This window comes from Candidatus Bathyarchaeia archaeon, from assembly GCA_038873195.1.
In the GTDB taxonomy this organism is placed as follows: domain Archaea; phylum Thermoproteota; class Bathyarchaeia; order Bathyarchaeales; family Bathycorpusculaceae; genus DSLH01.
In genome coordinates, this window is the sequence record JAVZEV010000001.1 from 12,273 (window position 1) to 36,098 (window position 23,826).

32 protein-coding genes and 2 tRNA genes are annotated in these 23,826 nt (G+C 41.4%); 21 read left to right on the plus strand and 13 right to left on the minus strand.

Features of this window, described 5'->3' with window-relative positions; all coding sequences use genetic code 11:
* Positions 1-28 precede the first annotated feature (28 nt).
* Positions 29-1,462: a phosphoglucomutase/phosphomannomutase family protein gene (locus tag QXW63_00080; GenBank protein ID MEM3460300.1), complete on the minus strand. Its 1,434-nt coding sequence runs from the start codon at positions 1,460-1,462 to the stop codon at positions 29-31.
* 135 nt (positions 1,463-1,597) lie between these two features.
* Here QXW63_00080 and QXW63_00085 point away from each other — a divergent pair, with 135 nt between their 5' ends.
* The 3 genes from QXW63_00085 (at position 1,598) to QXW63_00095 (ending at position 4,109) form a co-directional block, all read left to right on the plus strand.
* On the plus strand, positions 1,598-2,839 hold the full coding sequence (locus tag QXW63_00085; protein ID MEM3460301.1) for a glycosyltransferase family 4 protein: 1,242 nt from the start codon (positions 1,598-1,600) through the stop codon (positions 2,837-2,839).
* Positions 2,840-2,910: 71 nt separating this feature from the next.
* A complete protein-coding gene (locus tag QXW63_00090; GenBank protein ID MEM3460302.1) occupies positions 2,911-3,546 on the plus strand; it encodes an MFS transporter in 636 nt (211 codons plus the stop codon).
* Positions 3,547-3,551: 5 nt separating this feature from the next.
* A complete protein-coding gene (locus QXW63_00095; protein MEM3460303.1) occupies positions 3,552-4,109 on the plus strand; it encodes an MFS transporter in 558 nt (185 codons plus the stop codon).
* Between the two features lie 422 nt (positions 4,110-4,531).
* Here QXW63_00095 and QXW63_00100 read toward each other — a convergent pair whose 3' ends face one another.
* Positions 4,532-4,798: a hypothetical protein gene (locus QXW63_00100; protein ID MEM3460304.1), complete on the minus strand. Its 267-nt coding sequence runs from the start codon at positions 4,796-4,798 to the stop codon at positions 4,532-4,534.
* A gap of 169 nt (positions 4,799-4,967) precedes the next feature.
* A complete protein-coding gene (locus QXW63_00105) occupies positions 4,968-5,678 on the minus strand; it encodes a helix-turn-helix domain-containing protein (protein ID MEM3460305.1) in 711 nt (236 codons plus the stop codon).
* Positions 5,679-5,773: 95 nt separating this feature from the next.
* Here QXW63_00105 and QXW63_00110 point away from each other — a divergent pair, with 95 nt between their 5' ends.
* The 12 genes from QXW63_00110 (at position 5,774) to QXW63_00165 (ending at position 13,907) form a co-directional block, all read left to right on the plus strand.
* Positions 5,774-5,956, plus strand: a complete 183-nt coding sequence (locus tag QXW63_00110) for a hypothetical protein (GenBank protein ID MEM3460306.1) — start codon at positions 5,774-5,776, stop codon at positions 5,954-5,956.
* An 11-nt stretch (positions 5,957-5,967) separates the two neighbouring features.
* Positions 5,968-6,261 carry a hypothetical protein gene (locus QXW63_00115; protein MEM3460307.1) on the plus strand — a complete coding sequence of 98 codons (294 nt, stop codon included), beginning with the start codon at positions 5,968-5,970 and terminating at the stop codon, positions 6,259-6,261.
* Positions 6,262-6,284: 23 nt separating this feature from the next.
* A complete protein-coding gene (locus QXW63_00120) occupies positions 6,285-7,292 on the plus strand; it encodes a hypothetical protein (protein MEM3460308.1) in 1,008 nt (335 codons plus the stop codon).
* Positions 7,289-9,067, plus strand: a complete 1,779-nt coding sequence (locus tag QXW63_00125; GenBank protein MEM3460309.1) for a hypothetical protein — start codon at positions 7,289-7,291, stop codon at positions 9,065-9,067. The genes QXW63_00120 and QXW63_00125 overlap by 4 nt, the downstream gene beginning before the upstream one ends.
* Positions 9,068-9,072: 5 nt before the next feature.
* Complete coding sequence (locus QXW63_00130; protein ID MEM3460310.1) at positions 9,073-9,291, plus strand: hypothetical protein; 219 nt, start codon at positions 9,073-9,075, stop codon at positions 9,289-9,291.
* Between the two features lie 4 nt (positions 9,292-9,295).
* The gene (locus QXW63_00135; protein ID MEM3460311.1) at positions 9,296-10,603 is read left to right on the plus strand and encodes a tyrosine-type recombinase/integrase; all 1,308 of its coding nucleotides are present in this window, start codon (positions 9,296-9,298) and stop codon (positions 10,601-10,603) included.
* Positions 10,604-10,722: 119 nt separating this feature from the next.
* Positions 10,723-11,058: a hypothetical protein gene (locus QXW63_00140; GenBank protein ID MEM3460312.1), complete on the plus strand. Its 336-nt coding sequence runs from the start codon at positions 10,723-10,725 to the stop codon at positions 11,056-11,058.
* 198 nt (positions 11,059-11,256) lie between these two features.
* Positions 11,257-11,700: an archaellin/type IV pilin N-terminal domain-containing protein gene (locus QXW63_00145; GenBank protein MEM3460313.1), complete on the plus strand. Its 444-nt coding sequence runs from the start codon at positions 11,257-11,259 to the stop codon at positions 11,698-11,700.
* A 91-nt stretch (positions 11,701-11,791) separates the two neighbouring features.
* Positions 11,792-12,217, plus strand: a complete 426-nt coding sequence (locus QXW63_00150; protein MEM3460314.1) for a hypothetical protein — start codon at positions 11,792-11,794, stop codon at positions 12,215-12,217.
* 21 nt (positions 12,218-12,238) lie between these two features.
* Positions 12,239-13,060 (plus strand): hypothetical protein, encoded by an 822-nt coding sequence (locus QXW63_00155; GenBank protein MEM3460315.1) that lies wholly within the window; start codon positions 12,239-12,241, stop codon positions 13,058-13,060.
* A gap of 15 nt (positions 13,061-13,075) precedes the next feature.
* Positions 13,076-13,471: a hypothetical protein gene (locus tag QXW63_00160; GenBank protein ID MEM3460316.1), complete on the plus strand. Its 396-nt coding sequence runs from the start codon at positions 13,076-13,078 to the stop codon at positions 13,469-13,471.
* 151 nt (positions 13,472-13,622) lie between these two features.
* On the plus strand, positions 13,623-13,907 hold the full coding sequence (locus tag QXW63_00165; GenBank protein MEM3460317.1) for a winged helix-turn-helix domain-containing protein: 285 nt from the start codon (positions 13,623-13,625) through the stop codon (positions 13,905-13,907).
* A gap of 4 nt (positions 13,908-13,911) precedes the next feature.
* Here QXW63_00165 and QXW63_00170 read toward each other — a convergent pair whose 3' ends face one another.
* A complete protein-coding gene (locus tag QXW63_00170; protein MEM3460318.1) occupies positions 13,912-14,130 on the minus strand; it encodes a hypothetical protein in 219 nt (72 codons plus the stop codon).
* Positions 14,131-14,287: 157 nt separating this feature from the next.
* Here QXW63_00170 and QXW63_00175 point away from each other — a divergent pair, with 157 nt between their 5' ends.
* The 4 genes from QXW63_00175 to QXW63_00190 are packed head-to-tail and all read left to right on the plus strand — an operon-like array spanning position 14,288 to position 17,066.
* A complete protein-coding gene (locus tag QXW63_00175) occupies positions 14,288-15,127 on the plus strand; it encodes an inositol monophosphatase family protein (protein MEM3460319.1) in 840 nt (279 codons plus the stop codon).
* Positions 15,124-15,969, plus strand: a complete 846-nt coding sequence (locus tag QXW63_00180) for a metallophosphoesterase (protein MEM3460320.1) — start codon at positions 15,124-15,126, stop codon at positions 15,967-15,969. Before QXW63_00175 ends, QXW63_00180 begins: the two co-directional genes overlap by 4 nt.
* Positions 15,970-16,027: 58 nt before the next feature.
* The gene (gene hsp20, locus QXW63_00185) at positions 16,028-16,624 is read left to right on the plus strand and encodes an archaeal heat shock protein Hsp20 (protein ID MEM3460321.1); all 597 of its coding nucleotides are present in this window, start codon (positions 16,028-16,030) and stop codon (positions 16,622-16,624) included.
* 22 nt (positions 16,625-16,646) lie between these two features.
* Positions 16,647-17,066: a hypothetical protein gene (locus QXW63_00190; GenBank protein ID MEM3460322.1), complete on the plus strand. Its 420-nt coding sequence runs from the start codon at positions 16,647-16,649 to the stop codon at positions 17,064-17,066.
* Between the two features lie 156 nt (positions 17,067-17,222).
* Here the strand turns inward: QXW63_00190 and QXW63_00195 are convergent, their stop codons facing one another.
* Both QXW63_00195 and QXW63_00200 read right to left on the minus strand, forming a co-directional pair.
* A complete protein-coding gene (locus QXW63_00195) occupies positions 17,223-17,507 on the minus strand; it encodes a DUF131 domain-containing protein (GenBank protein MEM3460323.1) in 285 nt (94 codons plus the stop codon).
* A 6-nt stretch (positions 17,508-17,513) separates the two neighbouring features.
* Positions 17,514-17,780, minus strand: coding sequence for a DUF131 domain-containing protein (locus QXW63_00200; GenBank protein MEM3460324.1), 267 nt, complete (start codon positions 17,778-17,780; stop codon positions 17,514-17,516).
* 100 nt (positions 17,781-17,880) lie between these two features.
* On the opposite strand from QXW63_00200, the gene QXW63_00205 reads away from it, so the two are divergent.
* Both QXW63_00205 and QXW63_00210 read left to right on the plus strand, forming a co-directional pair.
* Positions 17,881-19,041 (plus strand): OB-fold nucleic acid binding domain-containing protein, encoded by a 1,161-nt coding sequence (locus tag QXW63_00205; protein ID MEM3460325.1) that lies wholly within the window; start codon positions 17,881-17,883, stop codon positions 19,039-19,041.
* 265 nt (positions 19,042-19,306) lie between these two features.
* Positions 19,307-20,014 carry a flavodoxin family protein gene (locus QXW63_00210; GenBank protein MEM3460326.1) on the plus strand — a complete coding sequence of 236 codons (708 nt, stop codon included), beginning with the start codon at positions 19,307-19,309 and terminating at the stop codon, positions 20,012-20,014.
* Positions 20,015-20,039: 25 nt separating this feature from the next.
* Here QXW63_00210 and QXW63_00215 read toward each other — a convergent pair.
* From QXW63_00215 to QXW63_00245, 7 genes are all read right to left on the minus strand, one after another.
* A tRNA-Met gene (locus QXW63_00215) sits at positions 20,040-20,147 on the minus strand.
* Between the two features lie 71 nt (positions 20,148-20,218).
* On the minus strand, positions 20,219-20,923 hold the full coding sequence (gene rpiA / locus QXW63_00220) for a ribose 5-phosphate isomerase A (protein ID MEM3460327.1): 705 nt from the start codon (positions 20,921-20,923) through the stop codon (positions 20,219-20,221).
* Complete coding sequence (locus QXW63_00225) at positions 20,913-21,620, minus strand: hypothetical protein (GenBank protein MEM3460328.1); 708 nt, start codon at positions 21,618-21,620, stop codon at positions 20,913-20,915. The genes rpiA and QXW63_00225 overlap by 11 nt, the downstream gene beginning before the upstream one ends.
* 57 nt (positions 21,621-21,677) lie before the next feature.
* Positions 21,678-22,241: a class I SAM-dependent methyltransferase gene (locus QXW63_00230; GenBank protein MEM3460329.1), complete on the minus strand. Its 564-nt coding sequence runs from the start codon at positions 22,239-22,241 to the stop codon at positions 21,678-21,680.
* A 309-nt stretch (positions 22,242-22,550) separates the two neighbouring features.
* The gene (locus QXW63_00235; protein ID MEM3460330.1) at positions 22,551-22,877 is read right to left on the minus strand and encodes a hypothetical protein; all 327 of its coding nucleotides are present in this window, start codon (positions 22,875-22,877) and stop codon (positions 22,551-22,553) included.
* A 145-nt stretch (positions 22,878-23,022) separates the two neighbouring features.
* A tRNA-Thr gene (locus tag QXW63_00240) sits at positions 23,023-23,108 on the minus strand.
* 68 nt (positions 23,109-23,176) lie between these two features.
* Positions 23,177-23,704, minus strand: a complete 528-nt coding sequence (locus QXW63_00245; protein ID MEM3460331.1) for a winged helix-turn-helix transcriptional regulator — start codon at positions 23,702-23,704, stop codon at positions 23,177-23,179.
* Positions 23,705-23,826 lie beyond the last annotated feature (122 nt).

Below are 23,826 nucleotides of genomic sequence, written 5' to 3' on the forward strand. Positions count from 1 at the left end.
TTACAAAAGACGTTTGTGAACCAGGGCACTAAGCCTGTTTACTTAATGCTTTAGTAACAAGCTTTTTTCCTTCTTCCAGCATTTCTTCTAATTTCTCCCTGGTAGTTGACTCTCCGTATATCCTGAAAAGCGGTTCTGTCCCAGAAGGGCGAATAAGCAACCATCCATCATCTTTTAGCAGAAACTTTAATCCGTCCATTCTGTTAACATTTGATATCTCTATGCCAGCAATTCTATTTGGGATGTTGGATGAAAGCTTTTCCATAACTGTCTGTTTTAGTTCATCCGGGCATGATACGTCGCTACGTCCATTAAACAGTACCCCATACTCTTTTTCTAAATCCTTAAGCAGTTCCGACAAACTTTTTCCCGTTTTGGCCACCATTTCCGCTATCTTAACGCCTGTAAAAATGCCATCCTTATCGGGAATATGTCCTTTAAAACTTATGCCGCCGCTTTCTTCCCCTCCTAAAACTACATCTTTCTCACGTAAATATTGTCCCACATATTTGAACCCTACAGGCACCTCATACACTGGAAGCCTATGCTTTTCAGCTATTCGGTCGAGAAGATGAGTTGTAGCTACAGTCCGTACAACACCTCCCAACTTTCCACTTTTGACGGTGTAGTCAAATAGTAGCGGAAGAAGCTGATCTGCAGCAAAATAAGCGCCATTACTATCATATACCGCCAGACGATCAGCATCGCCATCAGTTGCCAACCCCAAGTCTGCCCCAAGGCTAATAACCATATTTTTAAGATCTGTTAGAAACTCTGGAAGCGGTTCGGGGCGTCCTCCGCCAAAGTTGGGATCAACTTCATTATGGATAACTACAACTTTGCAACTAAGACTTCGCAAAATACGATCCAAATAGCCTCTTGCAGTTCCATACATTACATCAAAAACCACTTTGAGCCTCATTTTTCTGAAAGCTTCCAAATCTAACTGTTTTTTAACAAACCTTATGTAGGGCCCTGTCGGATCAATCCACTTCAATAACCCACGTTGCATCCCAGTCTCGATCGAGATTTCCTTTATTTTACGTTCCCTAAAAATTCTGCTAATATTATTAGTGATCTCTTCAGTTGTTTCTGGCAATGCGGGACCCGCATATTCTGGGATGTACTTAATACCGTTCCATTCTGGCGGGTTATGCGAGGCTGTAATCATTATTGCGCCAGCAGCTTTCCTATGTAAAACCTCAAAGGCTGCGACTGGAGTGGGCACATCTCTTTTTGTGATGTATGTTGGGATGTCATTACCTAACATTATTTTGCATGCACTTTCTGCAAAGTGTCGTGACCATTTGCGCGTGTCATATCCAACTATAATGCGTCTTTCCTTTAAGCCGTGAGACTGAACATAGTCAGCTATGCCTTGAGCCACGACTTTTACATTATCAAAAGTAAACTCTCTGCCTATGACGCCGCGCCAACCGTCTGTGCCGAAACTAATTTTCACCGAAAACCCCTCAACGTATCCCAACTTTTATTAACCGTTCAATTCTGGTTTTTTCTACTGCACTATAACTAAAGGGAAAAATATAAGCATCCTTTATCAAACTTATGATATTATAACTTGGAGTGGGAGAGTAAAATGCGGATAGGGTTCTTCGTTTGGGAATACCCGCCTAAGCTTGTAGGCGGTTTAGGAACATACGCAGAATATATAACTCACGAGTTTGTTGAGTTAGGCCACGATGTTGCGGTTTTTACCCTTAATCCTGGAGATTTGAATACACGAGAGATTTTAAAGGGAGTGGAAGTTCACAGACCACTTATTGCTGACGCAAGCAACGTTTTTCCAATGTTTGTTGCGGATGACTTGAGAAAATGGGGAACAAACATCCGCTTCTTTAACGACATCTTCATTTACAACGTTCTAAGCGCAACCAAATTCATTAATGGGCTAATCAGAAAGGAAGGTTATAAATTTGACATTGTATGTGTGCACGACTGGTTAAGCAGCATAGCTGGCTTAATAATCAAGAACGAAACCAAAATCCCAGTTGTTTTTCACGTTCACAGCACAGAATGGGGAAGAAGCGGCGGGCAAGGCTCAGAGGTTGTTTCACATCTCGAATGGGCAACTGCCCAAGCTGCTGACAAAATAATAACCGTCAGTCATGCAATGAAGGACGATTTGGCACGTCACGGTTGGCCGCAACAAAAAATAAGCGTTGTATGGAATGGCGTGGACCCTATACGCTATAATCCACAAAACTGTAAACCTGAAGATGTTAAGAAGATCCGAGAGAAGTATAATATTCCAAACGATTGGAAAATGCTCCTCTTCCTTGGAAGATTAACGTGGGTAAAGGGTGTTAAAAATCTAATACAAGCAATGCCAACAGTTTTGAGAGATTATCCGCGCACGAAACTGGTGATCTTAGGCAAAGGCGAAGAAGAAAGGGATATAGCAGAAACAGCCACTAGACTCGGAATAAAAGATAACGTTATTTGTCGTTTTGATTTTGTCCCAGAAGAAGAACGAATTCTACATTATGCCGCTGCAGACGTCTGCGTCTTCCCGTCGGTATACGAACCATTCGGCATAGTAAGCCTAGAAGCCATGGCAATGGCAAAACCCGTAGTCGTCGGCGCTCATGGAGTAGTAGGCTTCAGAGAACAAGTAGTTCCTTCAAGTCCAGAACAAAACGGCATCCACGTAAACGGCGAAGACCCAGCCGACATAGCATGGGGAATAAAAGAAACCCTTAAAGACCCACAAAATGCCAAAACATGGGGAGAAAACGGACGAAAAAGAGTCTTACAATACTTTACATGGAGAAAAACAGCAGACCAAACACTTGGAATATATCAAACACTCGTCCAGTAAATTTGTAATAAAAAAGTTAGAAAGGCTTCCTTTCCACTTAGAAGTAGTTGAAGTCAAGAGGTTTATTAAAAATGAAAAATAAATCGAACAATCAAAACAGTAGAAAATGGCTGAACAGAAATGTGGCGGCGATGGGTTTCACGAGCCTGTTCAGTGACGCAAGCCATGAGATGGCTACTTCTATTCTTGCTCAATTCTTAACAATCGAGTTGCATGGTTCAGCTGAAATCTTGGGCTTAATAGAGGGACTGGCGGACTTCTCCTCAAGTTTTATTAAGACATATTCTGGTTGGCTAAGCGATAAGTTGGGCAAGAGAAAGCCCCTTGCGACATTAGGCTATACGCTTACAGGAATATTTATATCTCTATTTGCCTTTGCATTTAACTTTCTTCAAGTACTGTTCTATAGAACAGTTGGATGGATTGGAAGAGGCATAAGAGAACCGCCGAGAGACGCCCTTCTAGCCGATTCAGTTGAGCCTGAAAGCTACGGTCACGCGTTTGGTTTCCATCGCATGATGGACACGTTAGGCGCCATCATAGGCCCAAGCATAGCTTTTATTCTACTTCTTATCATCGGGTTTAGAAACGTTTTTCTGGTTGCGTTTTTGCCAGGCATCTTAGCGATATTGGTGTTCGCGCTTTTCACGAGGGAAAAAGTTTGTAGGCAAAAGGTTGAAGGGGAGAGAAAATTGTTAGCGACATAAGAGGGTTGCCAACTAAATTCAAACATTACCTGTTAGCTGTAGGCATATTTGGTGTCGGAAATTTCGCCAACACATTTCTAGTGTTAAGAGCTACAGAAGCTTTAACGCCAAGTTTCGGAGTTGTAATTGCCAGCAGCACCAGCGCATTCCTTTACGTGTTGCTTAATGTGGGCGCTGCATTTTTCGCCTACATATTCGGCGTATTGGGAGACAAAGTCAGCAAAAAGGATCTATTAGCATTAGGATACCTAAACTTCAGCATATACTGCATCGGCTTCATTTTCTCACCACCAAACATTTGGATCTACGCCTTCCTCTTCCTTTTAGCGGGCGTAGAAACAGGAGCCATAGACGCAACTGAAAGATCGTATGCCGCTGAACTGCTAAAAGGAAACAGAAGAGGAACAGGCTTCGTAATCCTCAGCACAATAAATGGCATAGGAGACTTCACATCAAGCATCACCGCCGGAATCTTATGGACACTCATATCCGCCAGCGCATCTTTCACCTTCGGAGCGACACTCGCCCTAATGGCAACGGCGATCCTAATAATTCGCAAGTAAGCAAAAGCAAAACACAATGATTCTTTCACAAATGCCTTGCTAATTCTTCTGTTAGTAACGTTTAATTGAAGACTGGCGAAATCTTGGTTTTGATGTAGTGCGAAAAACCTACTATATAAGGCGCGGTTTGAAGTTTTTCAAAATTTTCTAATATTTATTTTTGGGTGTTGTCTGTTAACGTGAATTAACAGAACATCCGTTATCATGGGTTTTTGGGCGGGTGGAGGATTTTTCTAATAGGAAATACAAGAGAAATTGCGCGAGTGAAAATGCAATGAGAGTATAAATATATATACTATGGTGGAGGGGTGGGGGGTTTTCTATTTTCTAACAGTTTAACAGGAAACACCATGTCCTTGTCCAAAAAGCCTAGAATGGTGAGTTCCTTCTTTATTTGCATTAGTTTTCCAATGAAGTCTGTCTTATTGATGTGTTAGTAAGCTTATTTTGTCCTTCTTGAGGAAGATGAGGCCCCTTACGTTCATACAGAACATAGCTTTGGCTTCGGTAGGAGTGGGATAGGCTTGTGGGCCTTCAAGCTCTGCGAGGCGCCTCTTCAACAACTCGTTAACTTCCTCGCTCATCGATTTCCCCTGCCCATCCAATACAGCCTTCAACCGCATATACACTTCACGTTCAATGCTGAACGATTTGACAACTACCTCTGCGTATTTTCTGGGTCTCGGCATAAAGGTTTCCCCGTAAGAAAAATAATAAATAACCAGAGAATTCGAATATACGCCTCTAAAGCCCTAATGTATCATAATAAAAAATGTGCTTGTGTCTTCAGCGTTTGCAGTTTTTGGCAAGTTAGGAAAATATCTTAATAAAAAACAGCTTAGCCCTTTTGCATTCTAGTTAGGTTCCTTGTTTAGTTGGCTTTTTCGCAGCTTTCCTAACGGGCTTATGGATTTTTTCTTTGATTCCTTGCCAATGGGCCAATGTTGCTCTTAATCCTTCAATTTCTTCGTTAATTTGTCCGGCAAAGGCTTCTTTCAGTTCGGGTTCGCTGTTTAAGAAGGCTATTACTTCATCAGTCGGAAAATATCCTTCTTCCCAAATTAATGGTTCTCGGATGGTTGGCACACCTAACCAAGCGATGAACTCTTCCAAGAACAACATTTCTGTATTTTTGTATGCCCGTAGGCAAAGCGCATCAACGATGCGGCTTAACAGGGCTAGGGCATAGCCCTCAGGCACATAACGCAAGAAAGCTTTCCACTTATTGAATAATAGCGCGTTTATCTTTTCCGAAATTTCTTTCGTGATTTCCGGCTTGCGTTTGTTAAGGAAACAATCCTTGAAGTAGTTGTTGAGGTAGACTATCAAGCCGTAAGGCGTTAACTCATAAATCCTAGTTTGTAGTCCTGTGCGAAATTTGCCTTCCTTTTTGACCCGTATAAGATTCGCCTTTAACGCCTGGTCAATTTTCTTATGTACCGTGGCGTGGGGCATTTCTGTTCTCTTTTCAATTTGGTATGGTGTTGCCTCACTGACCTCTGTTAAAACGCGTAGTATCCTTTGTATAAGTTGGTCTTCTGTGGTTTTTTCCAGAAATTCTTCGTTCATGATATGTCACGTTTTTTGATTTATCGTGACAAAAAACCTATATAAAAGGTTTGTCCTATGTTACTAAGAATGACATATAAAGAGGTGTGACATAAATGGAGGAAAAAGGAAAACCAACCGCAATATACCTGCCTAACGGCTTGAACCAAATGATTGAGTCAACGCGGGCTAAGCTTGGCATGAACCGCAGCCGATTCATCCAATACTGCATTCTGAAAACTTTGCAAGAGTTGAGCGTGATGTCCGCAAACGTGCATGACAAACAGGCAACAAGATAGGAGCTGAGAAAATGGCTAGTGACGAGTTGGCGCTTGAAGCACTACTTGAGTTCATCAACGCTGTTGAGGCTGGAATAGTGGCTGTTAAGCAACGTGTCAAAGAAACTAGGCAGGTCTACAATATTGAGGCTATAAGGTGGGAGAAGGCGCAGGGAGCAAGCGGCGAATATGAGCGTTCTGAAGATGTAAACAGCTCAGACTTCAAAGCCTTGTTAAGAGATGTGCAGGCGCATGGCGGCAAGATGTCTGTTGGCGACTATTTTGTCTGGTGCTTCAGAAATGGTGCAGTTTTAGGTCGTAAATGAGGAAAAGCAGAGGCTGAAACTCTATGGCTGAACAGCAGCTCGTCGATGCTATGTTTACCAAGTTCGTTAGTCGCGAAGAAGTCTATGCAGTTCAGCTGCCCAAAGGCGGGTATATGAAGATAGAGCAGCCTTTGGCAAGCAAAATTGTTCAACGACATCTAGAAGGCGATATAACTGTTGGCGTTTACCAACTCAACACGCAGAGCATGGTTAAGTGGCTTTGTTTTGATTTAGACCCAGAAAGGCTAGAAGATCCTAAAGGGTCAGCGCAAAAGTTATTGCAAGTGTGCTTTGAGAGAAAAATGGAAGAGGACAAGGTTGAAAGACCGAGGATTTGGCAGCATAGCGTTTTGCTTGAGGCAAGCCGCTTTCCAGATCCAAGCTATCACATTTGGATATTTTTCGCCATCCCGGTGCCTGCTAAAGTGGCACGTTGGCTTGGATTGCGCATTCTTGAGCTTGCGAGTCTAAGCCCTAAACAAGTCGAAGTTTTTCCCAAGCAGAGTGAAATAACAAGAGAGCAGCCATACGGCAACCTGGTTAAACTGCCCTTTGGTTTTCACCAAGTCGAGCGTAAATGGAGCAGGGCGCTTGACTTTGAAAGTTTCGAGCCGTTACCGAGCCATGTTTTGCTTGAAAAGTGGGGTTTAGGCCTTTCAGAGGCAGATGTAGCGAAAATCTTGAATTTCGAGGATAAGAGGCATGTTCAGGCAACTTTTGATTTGCCCCGGGGCAATAAACCTTTAAGATGCAGGGAAGAGGAGAAGGTTGTCAAGTTTTTGGTCAAATATTGGCGGAAAGGTCAACGGAACCAGCTTGAGTTAGCCTTTTTGGGCTACTGCCTTAAACGTGGTGTAAGCCACGAATCTGCAAGGCGGATTATAGCGCAAGTTTGTGACCTAACAAGTGATGAAGAAAAGGTGTCAAGGCTTAGGCTTGTGGGCTATCACTATCAGAATAGGCGGAATCTTGGCTGTAGGCTGGTTGCTGTTTCTGGTTTGCGCGAAATTGTGAGGGAGGCTTTAAAGTGAGCATAGGCGAAGAGCTTGAAAAACTCGAAGCAGAAGAAAGGGCTAAGAAACTTAGAGAGGCGCCTCATATTCTGCATCCGGCTGGTGGTATAACTGAAAAGTTTGTCTATGAACCTGTGGCTGTAGGCAAATATGTTTACAAAACAGTAGAAGGCAAAAAAGGGTTTGCACCGTTAAAGATCGAGTTTGAAGATGAAGAGGAGCAAAGAAAGCCTCATTGGTTTATTGAGGTTGAAGGTGAGCAATATTATTTCAAAGAGAAGCCGCCTCGAGAGTTTCTTTTCGGTTTTCCAGTTTATGAGAAAGTTCAGAAGTGGGTTAGAGGCGAAAAACAAAGCTTCTCCATGGAACAACTTTGGAAACTCAACGGAGTCTATCTGAGAACGTTTCTTGATTTTCCAAGACCCTTCGAGTTCAGCGTAACTCAGCTTTTTATCCAGCAAACATGGCTTGTTGAGCTTTTGCCAGTTGTGTTTTATCTTGGCGTTAAGGGCGAGTTCGGCGGAGGCAAAACTGTTACTGGCGAAACCATTGTGCTAGTCTGCAAGCATGGCTATTTGACTGGCAATCTTAGCCCGCCATTTGTGGCTAGGGCAGTTCAAGAACATAAGATAACTTTGATGGTTGATGAACTTGACGCTGTTGCAGGCACAAAGGACTCTGACCTCAACTGTATTTTTAGACAAGGATATAGACGAGGCTTAAAATATAGTAGAGTTAACCCGGAAAAGCTTGAAACAGAAAGCTACATGGTTTTTGGACCCAAGCTTTTCACTGTTCACTCTGAAATAGAAGAAGCCCTACAGACAAGAACAGTTCCAATTCATGTGAGAGAGACAAGCAATCCTCAATATCCAATCGTGAACTTGGATAAGGCAAGCTTTGCAGAATACGTTTACACGGAGAACTTCCTTTGGTATTTGGACAATGCTTTAACCTTTAAAAGAAACGATTTGCACGCTATAAATGGCTCTCAACTTGACATACTTGACACACTTGACCTAAAAATCAGCGACTGCAATATTGACATTCAAGCCGAAAAACTGAGGCAATTATTGTTTGAGAATAAGAAAACTCTCTTGTTAGAAGGTCAAGTTAATCAAGTTAGTCAAGTCAGCGGTAGAAACACAGAGCTAATGTTTCTATGCTTTGCCCTATCGAACCTCTTGAAAATTCAATGTGACGACGACATTGTTAAGACCTTCCAGCAAAAGCTGTTAGAAGAAAGTGAAAGAACAGAAATTGGCTTAATTGGCGTTTTGAGACAAGTTTTAACAGATTTATGGAACGAGAAGAAAGAAAATAAGGATTACATTACTGAAGATGGACTCGTTAAAATCAGCAACAAGGAAATCTATGACAAATACAATCAAGTTTTGAAAAAGGAGTATGGGCAAGGAGTTTCTCCGGCCAAATTTAAAGAGTTCATGTTAGAGTTTGGCTTTTCAGATGCTTTAAACAGAACAAAGCTTGAAGTGCCCGTTCCTGGGGATCCAGAGAAAAAATCCAGGCTATGCAACATTTTCACAGAACGTGTCTTGAGAAAGCTTGGCATTGAAGAGGAGTGGCAAGACGAGAAGTCTCTGCAGGAAATTCTTGTTAAAGCGAGAGAGTGGTGTGAACAAAACAAGGATGACGAAAACATCGTTGACTTGCTCAGCTTGACAGAGTTTCTCTCAGGCTTAACTGAGCAGCCAACCCGAATCATCGACATCATGAAGAACGACGGAGTTCTTTTCGAAGTCAACCAGGTTGGCAAGCTAGGAGTGAAGTGAAAACTTTGGATCGCAATTGGCACGATTACCGCTATAAAAAGCAAGCGAATGATAAAGGCAAAATTAAAGACCTGCCATTGGTTGATCCGCTTCCATCTCTTAAAGAAAAACTGCTTGCGCGTAAATGCCGAGAGCTTGCAAGGCAGCTATTGAAACGTGAACGAAGGAAGAAGCGCAAGGATGCAAGCTTCAAACTTGTTATCGTAGAGGAAACTAGAAGGTAATCTTATGGCTGGGGCTGGAGAGAAGACTTGCGCTTCAGAAAGCGCAGAGCAGAACAGTGTTATTGACCTCGGACATGATTTTCAACAGAACCAAACGCCGAAACAGCCCCAGCTCAAATGCCCACAATGCAGCTCCACAAGCCTTTACAAAGATGGACTAAGATATCTCAGCAATGGCAGTAGCGTTCAGCGTTGGCTTTGCAGAAACTGCGGCTACAGATTCACAGACCCCAACCAAAAAGCCAAAACCGAATGGAAGAATCCTCCATCCGGCTTAAATTCGCCTTCTGCCTTATACTATTCCTGCCAAGGGAACAATGACCCGAATGGGAGAGTGCCCACCGCTAGAAAGGCGGCGTTAACCTTGGCCACAGTAGAAAACAATGCAAAAAGCGGGCAAGCGGGAGCCACAGAGCAGACGGTTGATATCCATGGAAAAATCGTTGACTACATCTGGCATCTGAAAAAGAAGGGATTGAAAGAAATAACTGTAAGGCATTACGGTGAAATGCTTACTCGGCTGCTCAAAGATGGCGTTAACCTGATGCAACCTGAAGAAGTTAAAAACTTCCTAGCTAGGAAAGACAAGTGGAGTGAGAGGACTAAAGCGATAGTTGTTGCAATCTACAACGACTTCTTAAATTTTCTCAGGCTTCCTTGGGAGTCCCCAAAATATAAGCCTGCCAAGAGATTGCCTTTCATACCTGCAGAAGAAGAATTAGACCAAATGATTGCGCGAGCTGGAAAAAGATTAGCACCGCTTCTTCAGATTCTCAAGGAAACTGGCATGCGTCTTGGAGAGGCCCTAAGGCTCAAATGGACGGATGTGGACTTTCAGCGCAAAATAGTCAACATTACACCCGAAAAGGGGAGCAAACCAAGGATACTTCCACTTTCCGAAAAAGTTCTCGGAATGCTCCAAACATTACCAAAGAAATCCGAATATATCTTTGCGGCAACTCGTTGGAGTATGACCTCCAACTTCTATATGCAAAGGAAAACTTTGGCAAGAAAGCTAAACAACCCAAGAATCTTGAAGATAAGCTTGCATACTTTCAGACACTGGAAGGCTACAATGGAATATCACAAAACCAAGGATTTAATCTATGTACAGCAACTGCTAGGCCATGTCGACATAAAATCTACAATGGTATACATAACAATTGAGCAAGGTTTATTCAGCAACACATCGAATGACGAGTTTCATGTGAAAACTGCTAGAACAGTGGAAGAAGCGTGCAAATTGGCAGAGGTTGGATTCGAATACTTTGACACTATAGACGGCATTCACATATATCGGAGAAGAAAATAGCGCACTAAAAACTAACCTATATTATCCTATAATAAGTCATAAATCGTAATATAGGTTAAATCTTTTAAAGGGTATAAGCTATAATCAGAAAGCAGAAACCATAAGAAGGCTGAACAAAAATGGTGAAGAGTGGAGAAGAGGAGAAGATTAAAAAAATTCTAACAGACCAAAAATACGCAGCAATCAAAGCCATGCTCGAAAAAGACCACGCCATCGACTGCATATTCCTACTCTACATGAACCGCGGAAAATGGAAAGAAGCCAAAGAATTCATGCGCAACAACGGCTTAACACTCAGCGACGGCACATTCCGCGCCAGAATGATAGAAATTGAAGACTTAGGCTTAGCAAAAGGCGAACGCATCGACCCATTAAAGAAATACTATATAAAAACTGAGCTTGGCGAAAAAATTGCAAAGTTACTGTTAGAATTTTTTGACAAACTGGAACTTTAAGCCATTAACGCATAACATTCGATTGTTGTTGTACACTTCCCTAATTGATGATTTTTTAAACGTTATGCTAAATGCTTCTTTTGGTTTTTTGTAGTTTTGTTTTACAAATGATTAATATGGTGTATTAAGTCGTAAGATTTAAATTCCTTGTCTCCCCTAAACTACACGTTAACCCCAAAAGGAGGGATAGAAAGAAAAATGAAAATATTGAAGAGCAAGAAAGCCCTAAGCCCCGTAGTCGCATCAATCATACTCATCGCAGTAACAGTCGCTGTTTCTATCGCCGTAGCCGCATGGATGGGCTCACTCACCACAGGACAAATGCAAACAGAAGGAATAACCTTCACAGGATACACATGGGCATCACCATCAGGCACACAAATCGCAAACATAACAATCAAAGTTAAAAACACAGGAGCCACGGACTTATCAATCGCAGAAATCAAAGTTGACAGTGACGTAATAACTGCAACCAATCTCAGGTTTGATGGAGCACAACAAACACTCCCGTACTCGCTACCGAAAGGCACCGAAGTCCAGATCACTATTATAAAGCCTTTCAACCGCGGAGAACAATACAACTTCTATGTGACAACATCGAAAGGCCACGAATTCGGTCCTTACACACTGCCAGCACCATAACTTCCAAGCTTTGTTGAGATTGGGGGTAGGGTGTAATAGAAACCTCTCTTAACTTCCTCTATTGTTTCCAATTTGGAGGTGCAAAAACAGAATGGTCGTAAAAATAAAAGAATATGCTTCAGCAGAAGAAATAGCTGACACACTCGAAAAAGAAATAACCGAAACCAAAAGCACACTAGGCGAATACCTTCGCAGGCTAGACGACATACGCGCTTTGGCTGAAAAATCAAAGAAAATCCGCGAAGTCGTATTAAAACTAGCAGGCAAAAAAGCTGCAACAGAAAGCCTAGGCGAAATCACAATAGGCAACCTAAACATCGTTTTAGATGCCAACCCATTCCATGAACTAACAGTAATAGAAGAAGTCGTGCGCAGCCACCAAGAAAGACTACTAGTCCTGCAAAAAGCCCGCGAAGCACTCAAATGGCTAGACCAACTCGGAGACACTGAAGGTCTAAAGTACCTTGTAGTGGAAGACGACGGCGTCCCAGAACGCATACTCTTCAAAATATCCTAAAACAAATGGAAGTGAACACACATGGATGACGAACTATATTCATTTGCCCTAAAAAACACGCTGGATGAAGTCCGAAATATATGTCCAGAAATAACCAACGCTTTCATGTTTAAAGAAGACGGTGAAGTAATAGCAGGAGACGAAGGCACGCCTGAAAAAACCATAGTGCGCGTTGTCGACTCCTTTGACAGCATATTAGAAAAGGCTGAAGCCATCGGTGATGTTGAAGGCATAACCCTTGAAGGAGATAATGGTAGATTAAATGTTTTCCACATGAACAATCTCTATTTCGTCATGGTTACATCAAGAAAAGCCGACATGACCTATGTTAACACGGTAACACGGGTCTTAATTCCAACAATTCTAAAGCTAATAGACAAAATCAGCCCTGCCCCCCTCAAAAACAATCCACCCTTAACTAAAAAAACGCCTATAACTCCAACACTCACGGAACCTGAAGAGCCAACAGAAGACCTTGTTGAAGAAACCGCTCTGGAAGAATCCAAAGAAGTTGTAAAACCCGAAATTAAATCTGAACCCTTGCTTCCAGAAGCTCCCGTAAACCAGTTAATTGTTGAGAATTTAGGCGGCTTACTGGTTCCCTCCGACACCGTGCGCATCGACAACAAAATACTTTCAGAATGGGAAGAACTCTATGAAAACAAAACAATCGAGGAAGTTGAAATAGAAACCATCGACGGAAAAACAACACGATGCAAAGTCAAACCAATCAAAGATTCAAAATACGAAGGAAAAGGCATCATACAAATGCCCGAAAAAATACAACTCGCCCTTGAAATAAAGAAAGGAGAGCTTGTACGGGCTAAACCAATAGTTGAGTAATGGAGGCTAAATGTCATGGTTAAGAAAAAAAGGAGCTTTCAAGAAATCACCGAAGTAGCCGAACCAGTGACTGTTGAAGAAACAACATCAGCACACGGCATACGCGCATGTCTTGAAGAAATCAAATCCTATGATGGAGTTGTAGGCTACATCCTAAGAAACTCTACTTCAGCGGCGATAGACCTTAAAGACCCAACCAAAATCATCGACTACGCTATTCTCTCATCTTCTGCCATCGATGCCGGCAAAGAACTTTCAGAACTTTTTAACCTAGGCGAAGTCAAAAACATACTCATTGAAGGAAAGGAAATCAAAGTGCTTTCCTTGACCATTGATGAAAACAAGATAAGCATTTTTATGGAAAAAGGCGCTGACTACGAGACAATTGTAAAAAAGCTATCTTCACTTTAAAATAGGTCAAATCTTTCTTTCATTTTTCTTTACGTAAATCTCCGCAAACAAACCCGTTATTTTCAGAACGTTTAAATTTCCGTTTTTAGTAGAAATATTCTGGGGAAGGGAGGCCTTCTCAGCCTTTCTAGGACTGAGTGGGTAAAACTTGTTGGTTCAAAATAGAAAACAGCGTAGTAATAATCATCGAGGACGTTTAGATATTATCGCGGATATCCTAGAGGCTTCCCAAAATGGAACTCGCAAAACCTATTTTATGTATCGATGCAATCTAAGTTTTAAACAACTAAAATATTATTTGAGTTTTTTGCAGAAGAAAGGGCTTCTTAACACGGCTAACGAAGTGCATCATCCTCAATCTGACCTGTTCAAGATAACTGATAAGGGCAAAGAATTTTTGAAGGCATACAAAGGCTTGAAAGCTCTCATGAAGTAGCTGCTTATGTTAAAAATTGCTGAACAGTCTTTTCAAGCTTTACTTTTCCACTTTCTTCATCTGCTATTATAAAACTGTATTTTATAAGAAACGCAATTATTTGTTGCAGTTGTTTTTTATTTAGGTTCACTTCTTGTTGTATCTCTTTCAGCTGGTGGCATTCTCCATCGCTGAGTATCTCAAGAATTCTCGAAATTTTCGATGTCAGCGATATGTCCCCCAACGGATACTATTTGGTTACAGTCCCTTTTGTTTAAATGCCTTATGAGGTTTTATTTCAGAATTTTTTTCTAGAAGATTATATTTCAAAAGGCCTACTGTTCATTTCAGCAAATGCTTTATCAAAAGCAGCCACAATAAACAATTGGAGAAACGCATGGATGACGAAACAAACAGATTGGCTACAAATTCTTGTTGAATGCCAAAAGAAAGTAAAACAGCAGATAACTCCGCTTCTTAAAACGTTAAATCAGCCACAACCAAACTTGGGATTAGGAGCTGGCGGAGACCCCATAAAACAGATAGACCTTGCAGCAGAAAACGCCATAATCACTCCGCTTAAAGAACATGAAATCTCCTTTACTCTAATCAGCGAAGAATCAGGCATAAAAAAGTATGGAGAAAAACCAAACGAATGTTTTGTGACCACTGACCCCATAGATGGTACAACAAACCTTATGCGAGGAATACCTTTCTATGCAACTTCCATTGCTGTTTCCACACAACCAAATCTGCGCACAGTACACACGGCCCTTGTAGCAGACCTTTTTCATGACATAACGTATACTGCGCAAAAAGGAAAAGGCGCTTACCGCAATGCTAAAAGAATAACACCGTCAAGAAACTACATGTTGGAAGAAGCAGTTATAGGCGTGGACCTAAACACTTACAAAGTGTCAAAGATAGCTCCACAACTTTCTGGCTTGATACACAAAACAAAACACATACGCCACTTCGGAGCCAACGCCTTAGAACTATGCTACGTTGCAGATGGCACAACAGACGCCTTTATAGACATACGCGGAAAACTCCGTGCAACAGACATGTCTGCAGCATGGTTAATAGTAGAAGAAGCGGGAGCAAAAATGACAACTCCTACTGGAAAACCCTTAAACATCAAGCTTCACCCAAAACAGAAAATCGCCTTTATCGCAGCTGCAAATCCTAAAATCCACGCAACAATACTTGACTTGATAAAACTTGAAAAGGAAGCAAAATGATAACTCCATTATTACCGCATCCAGCAGCATTAGTAAAAACGCAAAAAACACGAACAATGGTAATCGCTGACTTACACATAGGATGGGAAATGGCACTCTCAGAAAAAGGGATACATGTCCCAACGCAGACTCCAAAACTCATACAGAAACTGAAAAACCTCATCTCTGCATACCAACCAAAAAAACTAGTAATTTTGGGCGATGTTAAACACACTATTGCTACAGCAGAAATAGGCGAATGGCATGACATCCCCAACTTTTTTGATGAAATAAAAAAGCAAATACCAGAAATACTTGTAATCCGTGGCAACCACGATGGAAACCTAGAGCCATTATTGTCTGAAAACATAAAAATATTGCCTGCCACCGGAATAATGTTGGACGACGTCGGCTTTTTCCATGGTCACCGATGGCCATCACCTACTTTGTTGAAGTGCAAAACATTAGTAATGGCGCATGTCCATCCAGTTGTAGCTCTTCGCGACCCAGCAGGGTTCAGAATTACGAGACAAGTTTGGATAAAAGCAGACTGCAATAAAACCCAGTTGACTCAGATTTTGCTGCAAAAAAACAAAATAAAAATTGAAAAAAGCCCAGAAGAAACATTACGGAAACATTATAATATCAAACCCAAAACTATCCAGCTTTTCATAATGCCTTCATTTAATGATTTCTTAGGAGGCAGACCGCTGAATGAAAGAAAACTTTATGGAAAAACAGAATCTGAAAGAATTGTTGGTCCAGTTCTTCGTTCCGAAGCTGTTGACATGGAAAACGCAGAAACATATCTTCTCGATGGAACATTTCTTGGAACCTTAAACCAGCTTAAGATTCTAAGCTAAAGTAGATTAGCACAAAATTTATACCAACGGCATAATTCACACTAACAAGGTGAAAAATATGCCGTCAGATGAAGATTACCCAGATTGGTTCAGAAGAAGACGCTCACCGTTCTTTAGAGGCTGGTTCTTTGAAGACATCGACAAAATGTTTCATGAAATGGAAAAAATGATGGAAGAAGAATTCAAAACTTTCACTTCCCGCGTTCCAAAAGACTACGTTAGGGAACGCAAACTTCCAGACGGCTCAACAGTGCGCGAACTAGGACCATTCGTGTATGGCTACAGCGTGAAAATAGGTCCAGATGGAAAACCGGAAATTCGAGAATTCGGGAACGTTAAACCAGGCCGCATGGGACCACAAGTTAAAGAAGAACGCGAACCGCTTGTGGACATCATTGAAACTAACGGAGAAGTCCATGTTGTTGTTGAGCTTCCCGGCGTAGAGAAAAAAGACATAAAACTTCACGGCACAGAAAACACACTGACGATATCCGTTGACACTCCACAACGCAAATACTACAAAGAAGTTGCATTACCTGCAAAGGTGAAAGTGAAAGAAGCCAAAACAGAGTACAAAAATGGAGTTTTAGAAGTCACACTGCCGAAAACCAAAGAGGAAAAGAAACCAAAAGGCGAGCCCATAAGCATAGACTGACGCTCACATAGCCTGTGTTTGCATGGATGAAAATTCAGAAACTGACATGCTAAATGCCATCTGCCAAGAAGCAAAAGCCGAGGGCAAATTAACCGGCAAAAATCTCACAAAGCTCTATGAAATCTTCGGTTCACGTTTTACAAGAGCCTTCGAAGCTTTGAAAGAAAACAGAGTCAAAAAGTACATCTTCAAACCCAGCGGCCGAACGGTCTGGGTGGTTGTTGGAAAGGAACGTGATTACCTCATAATGCCGGAAGCTGATTTTTGCACGTGCGACGATTTTTACTTTCGCGTATTAGACAGAGAAGTTCACTTGTGTTACCACTTAATTGCACAGAAACTAGCTAAAATTTTGGATTGGTACGAAACCATAGAAGAGCATGACGAACTTTACGATTCATTAATGAACGAGTGGAAAAAAACTAACACCTTAAATATTTAAACTCAAAATATGAAGGGTGAAGGAAGAGTTTCATGGATATAGGAGCATACTTTGAAATACTCAAATACACGCTCATGACTGCAACGTTTGTAGCGTTAATTCTAATTTTCTTACATGTTCTTTATGGAAAAGAAGAAAAGCAAAGCTAAAAGGCACTTAAGCGCTTGTCTTCTTCATTTCCCTACGCATTATCCAAAACATGATGATGCTTAATGCTGCAATAACAATTGCAACCAAAATCATCCATATAGCTTCTGGACCAGCACCTATAACGATAGGGAACGGTCCTATGAATATGATTGTTCCAAAATTCACCGCGCCAGCGCCGTGAAAAATTGTGGCAATTGACAGAATTATGATGCCTAGAAAGATTATGAAAAACCCGGCAACAAGCAGAAGCAGAAATTTATGGTTATCAATTGATTCGTTTGTTGTCGCCATGCCTTCTCACCTTAACACAAAATAAAATATCACCGCTGCTACAACAAGAAGTATCGTAAGCACTAACGAAAGCAACAGAACAGTTTTCACTGATTCTTTATCTGTTCCAAAAATTATTGGAAAAGGCCCAATTATTATAGCTCCGCCACCTCTAATTTTTCCCCTTTTTCGGATGTTTGAAACAAAAAGCAGAACAATTGCGACTAAGACAATGAGCATGCCGACAAATATTAACGCTATGCCTAAACTATAAAGCGTCTCTGCGCTCACCATTATTCAGCTTCCTTTTAACACGAATTTAAAGTCGATAAAAGCCTTTTAATAAACTTTATAGCTTCTGGGCATTTTCATCTTTAGCGGTATTGAATCTGGAATGACGAGTGATAAAATAATTGAGCAAATACTTTCGAAGCATCCGGAAGTTTCTAAAAAAGAAATTCTGGAAAAACTAGAGAAAGAGAAAAAGAAAGCGGGCGGCTTCATTTCTGATGAGGCTCTAATGCGGATGATTGCTGCTGAATTTGGTGTGGAAATCAAGAAAGATGAAGTTTCGTCATTTTCACTTTTGGTAAAAGACTTGGTTCCTGGCTTGAACAATGTTGCCTTGACTGGACGGGTTATTGCAGTTTTTTCTCCTAAAACTTTCAAGAGTAAAAAGAATGGAAAATTTGCAAGTTTACTAGTTGCAGATAAGAGTGGCGTTTTGCGGGTTGTCATGTGGAATGATAAAGCGGGGCTTGTAGAATCTGACAAGATAAAGGCTGGGCAATTAGTTCGTTTTTCTCATGGCTATACACGTGAAGATAATAATGGACAAGTTGAGTTGCATGTTGGAGAGAAAGGCACGGTTGAAATTAATCCGAAAAACGTGGAGGCAAAAGATTATCCGACGGCTAGTATGTTTTCAACAAAAATTAGAGAACTCGCACATGCACATAGGAATAAAAGAGTGAACGTTGTTGGCACGGTTAAAGAATTATATTCAGCGTCTACGTTTAAGCGGCAGGATTCGAGTTCTGGAAAGGTCATGCGTTTCACTTTGGCTGATGAGACGGGTGAGATTTCGGTTGTTGCTTGGGATGAGAAGGCGGAGTTTCTTGAGAAAACGTTGAAGAAAGGCGTGAAAGTGCAGCTTGTGAATGCTGTGGTTAAGAAGGCAATGAACGGAGCGGTGGAGCTTCACGTTAACATGGGAACTTACGTGGAAGTATCTGAGCAGAAAGAGGAGTTTTTGGAAATAGCTGCTTTGAAGGAAGGTTTGGATCACGTTAATGTTAGGGGAGAAGTTGCTACAAAACCTGTTCTGAGAGAAGTGAAAACATCCAAAGGCGAACTTGTCAAGCTCGCTGTTTTTGAGTTGAAGGATGAAACTGGCAAAATATGGTTCTCGGCATGGCGCACTCATGCAGAAGCCTTTAGCAATGTTAATGTTGGCAGTAAAATTGTTGCAAGGAACGTTTACGTGAGAAAGGGTTTTGGAAATCAGCTTGAGCTATCAACAAGAGAAAGCACAAGAATAACGATTGTAAGTTGAGATTGCTAATGAGAAATGATGTTTAGTGTAGGCTTTCTGAAATGTCTAGCCCTCCCTTATATATACCTTGAAATGCTGATTGAACCTGTCTTATGCAAGCAAAACAGCGTATTTTGTTTCACCAAGGAAAAAGGCTTGTTGCCGGGGACGGGAATCTCGCTTTTAGGTTTCGAGCCCGCGACCTCTGAACAGTTATGCGCTTAAAATGCAAATTGCTATAAAGAATGTGCTCTAATGTAGTCTTTGGAGGGCTATCTTGACAAAAGTGGTGGCTATAAATGGAAGCGTTCGCATGGAAAAGAGTGATACAACGATGCTTATGGAACCGTTTCTTGAAGGCATGAGAGAGGCTGGTGCGTCTGTCGAGGTGTTCTATGTAAAACGTCTAAACATTATGCCTTGCATCGGAGATTTTCATTGCTGGAACATAAAACCAGGCGAGTGCATCATTTCTGACGATATGCAGATGCTTTATCCCAAGTTACGTAGCGCAGATATTCTCGTGCTGGCTACGCCTGTGTATATTCCTCTTCCAGGCGAGATGCAAAACTTCCTCAATAGGCTTTGCCCTCTTTTGGAGCCCATTTTGGAATGGCGTGAAGGTCGTACGCGAGCCAGATTTCATGAGAATGTTAGGATAAGAAAGATTGTGCTGGTATCTGCATCTGGTTGGTGGGAGTTGGGCAACTTCGGAACCGTGCTTCGCATCGCTGAAGAACTCGCAAAAGACGCGAGCACCGAATTTACAGGTGCTATTCTGCGACCTCATGCATCCCTCATGGAAGAGAATAAAGAAAAAGCTAAGATCATCGTAGATGCATTAAAACAAGCTGGTTTTCAACTTATAAAAGACGGAAAAATGACTGATGACATCCTTGAGACAATCAGTCAACCGCTCATATCTGAAGAGGAACTTAGGCGAAGGTACAACGAATCATACATGAAAGTAAAACGTGGACAAACACCCAGCTAAAATAGAGAATCCCAGGGGTGGGATGTGGTGCCGGGGGCGGGATTCGAGCCCGCGACCTCTGGCGTTGAGCGTTTTGCCCCCTTCGTCTCCAGATTATGAGTCTGGCGCCCAAACCAGGCTAGGCTACCCCGGCTCTGCTGCTTAAGTCTATTCAGAATTTAAAAACCCTTGCATATAAAGTTAAAATTTACAGTAATCCGCAAGTTACGTTGTCATTTTTTCTATGCCAGAACGTTTCCCAATGTACGCTACATTTGCCATTTTAATAAACAGTCCAGTTTCGACAATTCCCGGAATAAACCTTAATTTTTGTTCTAATTCTTTTGGTTTCTGTATAAGCCCAAAATATGCATCAATGATAACATTGCCGTTGTCACTGATTACCGGTCCAACCTTTTTTATTCCTTCTCTCAAAAGTGAGCTTCCGCCAATCTCTTTTATTTTACGCGTTACAAATGGCACCGCAAAAGGTAAGACTTCAATTGGAACTGGATGATTTTTTTCTCCCAGAGTATTTGCTTTCTTGCTTTCATCTGCTACAATTATGAGTTTTTTTGACGCAGAAGCCACTATTTTCTCTCGTGCTAACGCCCCGCCCATGCCTTTTATTAGGTTTAGTTTTTCGTCTATTTGGTCTGCCCCATCTATTGTTAAGTCTAGGATTGGGTGTTCTTCCAGAGTTGTTATGGGAATTTTGTGCTTAACTGCTAGTGTGAAAGCTTGATATGACGTGGGAACCCCGTAGATACGCAGTTCTTCCTTTTTTATTCTGTCGCCAATCGCCTCGATAGCGTACGCTGCTGTGCTTCCGCTTCCTAAACCGACGACAAAACCATCCTTAACGTGCTTAACGGCTTCTAAAGCAGCGTTTCTTTTTGCCCTTTCAATCCATTCACTTTTAGTTTTCAATTTCCATCTGCCCCAATCTATCCAGAACCTTTTCCACTTCAGCCCGGATTTCTTCTATTCTCTTTTCCGCTTCTGTTCTTGGGCTTGGCTTGGCGGAAGGCGTTTTTTTCTTTCTTTTTGCTTTTTCTTCTGTTGTGGGTTTTTCTTCTGGCTGTTCGATTGCTGGTGCCTTTGTGGGCTGTATTGTTATTTCTTTTATGGGTTTTGCTTCCACTTTGGTGCGTAATTCTTCAACTTTTGTGCTTATTTCGTCGAAGCGTTCGCTGAATAGTTTTATTAGGTCTTCTTGCATGGCTTCAAGTTCATGCAGCGCGACTAGATTTTCGTCTTTTGAGATTGCGTCTTTCACAGTCATCATTCGCGACTTGTAGGTCTGAGCCAGTCTTTCTCTTTCTTCTTCGGTTATTTTTCCTTCTGCATGAGCCTCATATAAACGCCGGATGGCATCGCTTAGTATCTCTCTTTCCAAATCCAAAATTCTAAGCTCTTCTTTAGCGCGTGCAGCCTCTTCTGGGGGAACGCTCTTGACAATTTTGAATGGTAAGCCCTGCGCTTTCGCAATTGATTTTTCTTCTTCTGTTGCTGAAATCTTTTTTTCTTTTCTCCATCTTTTTCTCATAGCGAAAATGACTATTGCGCAAGCGATAATGACCCCTAATACTATTAATGTTATGGTAAGGGGGTCATTAAAGAGCAAGATTTTCCCTCTCTACTTTCATTGTTCTTTATGCATATATAAATTATATAATTGGTTTTATGGGCGATTCTGCATGGTGACAAAAAAGATTTCTGCAGAGCGACCGGAGCATTCGCAGCATATTCCGGGCATTTTTTTAACTTTCACTGTTGGAAAATGTTTTTGGGCTATTTGGTAGATTTTTTCAGGCTTGAAACCCAAGTGTATGTCGCCCATTTCTGTTCTGAATTCTTCAAAGCAGTGTTCGCATAGGTCGACAACTATGGCTTTTCCCTTTTTCTTTAGCACGGCTTGTATGTTTTTGAAAACTTTTTCTGGTCGTGTGCTGTGGTGAAGCATTAGTGTAGAAAAGACTGCGTCAAATTTGTATGGAATCGTAAAGTGTTTTCGTGCTTCCTTTATGCTGTCTTTGATGTTTTCGGCTATACCGAGGAAAGGCGTTATGTTAACGTTTTTCTTTTCTAACGAAAGCAACATTGCAGGCGTTATGTCTAAAGCGTAAAAAGCAGCGTTTGGATTTGTAACGTGTATTTTTTGCGCAATTTTTGCTGTAAAGAACCCTGAACCAGCGCCAACATCAAGCACCACAGCGTTTTTTGGAAGTTTTGGCGGTGAAAGCAAAAATTGAGTAATAGTCTCGACTATGCGGTTTACTCCAACTTCTCCGAAATAGTTGAGGATTATGTTGTCTCTTTTTTCTGCTTCTTTTTGAGTGAAGTATTGTGCTTCTTTTGCAAGTGTTTTTGGGTTGGAAGCGCCGAGTTTCAGGAAAAACTGTTCAAGAGGTAAATTTTTAATGTACTTTTCAAAACTGGGTGTTATGTTAATCCTTCCTCTGTTATTTTTATTGATATGCTGCTCACTAATAGAATAAATTAACGTAGAATATATGAATGCTTGAAAACGCTGTTTATATTTTGCTATTTTTGGTTAGAATAAGCATTCTTTTTGGATTAGTTCGGTCCCTTCTTCGGTGAGTGAATATTCGCGGTATGTGTTGTGTTCGGTGTATTTTATTCTACTTTTGACGAGACCACATCTTTCAAGCAAGTCCAAATTTTTTTCATGTTCTGGATGGCGGATTTCCATTCCTCTAATGTTGAGTGGAAGACTCCATTTGCCAATTTTTGCGATGTTGATTAAGTAGGATTTCAAATCTTCGGAGCGTTGGACAACTTCTCTGCATTCTTCTTGGATGCGTTGTTTGGCGTTTTCTTCGATTCTTTTTATCATTACTTCAGTTAAGTCTGGCGCCAAAATTTAACCCTCTCTATCTAAGCTTAAGCATGCCCCTTTACTTATAGTATATATAAAAAACTTGTTATATATACTTAACGGCTATTCGTAAATAGTTTCTAACATCAAAACACATTACTGCCTCACCGTCTTTCTGGTGATGCAAAGCCTCGGGCGGGATTTGAACCCGCGACCACCGCCTTTCTGGAAGGTTTACCAAGGCGATGCCCCACCGGGCTAGGCTACCGAGGCGCTCTGCAACAAGAGAAAACGTTCATAATGTAATTTAGGGCTTTCGATTAGAAGTATGCCTTGTGTAGTTAAGTGTCGGCTGGTTTATTTTTTGTTAATATGTGTTCTGCTAAAGCTTTGAAGGTCAGTGGGCGGTAATGAATGGTGTCTCTTAGGTTTATTAGGAAACTTTCGATTGCTGAGATGTCGAAATAGGGAAATTGCTTTAGTGCGTTCACGTGTTCCAGATAATTTGCGTAGTCATGGTATAATGCTATAACAACGCCATCGTACTTCAACCCTAATCCTCTCTCAAGCATTATTATTCCAAAGCGGCTTTTTTCCAGTTTTTCTCTTGCGATTTGTCTTGCTTCTTCAACTTGTTCAGGTTCAAGTGTTTTGCGAAGTTTGAGGAAGGTGATTCCCATGAGTTCGTAGCCGAGCCTTTCAAAATCTGGTATTGCCGTGTATTCTTTTATGTATCCTTCCTTTTCAAGCTTAGTTCTCAATCTGCTTACGGTTGGCTGTGAGAGTCCCGTTGCTTTTGCCAATTCTCTGTCGCTTCTGCGCGAGTTTTTCATTAGTTCTGCAATTATCCTCAATTCAGCTTCTTTCAAGACTCTGTTCCCTCAACTTTTACATCTGCCCAGTTAGAAATATTCCATTTAAAACTTGAGCTTATTAAGGATAAGGTTCCACTCTACTTTTCAATTCATGCTAAATATTCTTACGTGCCTCT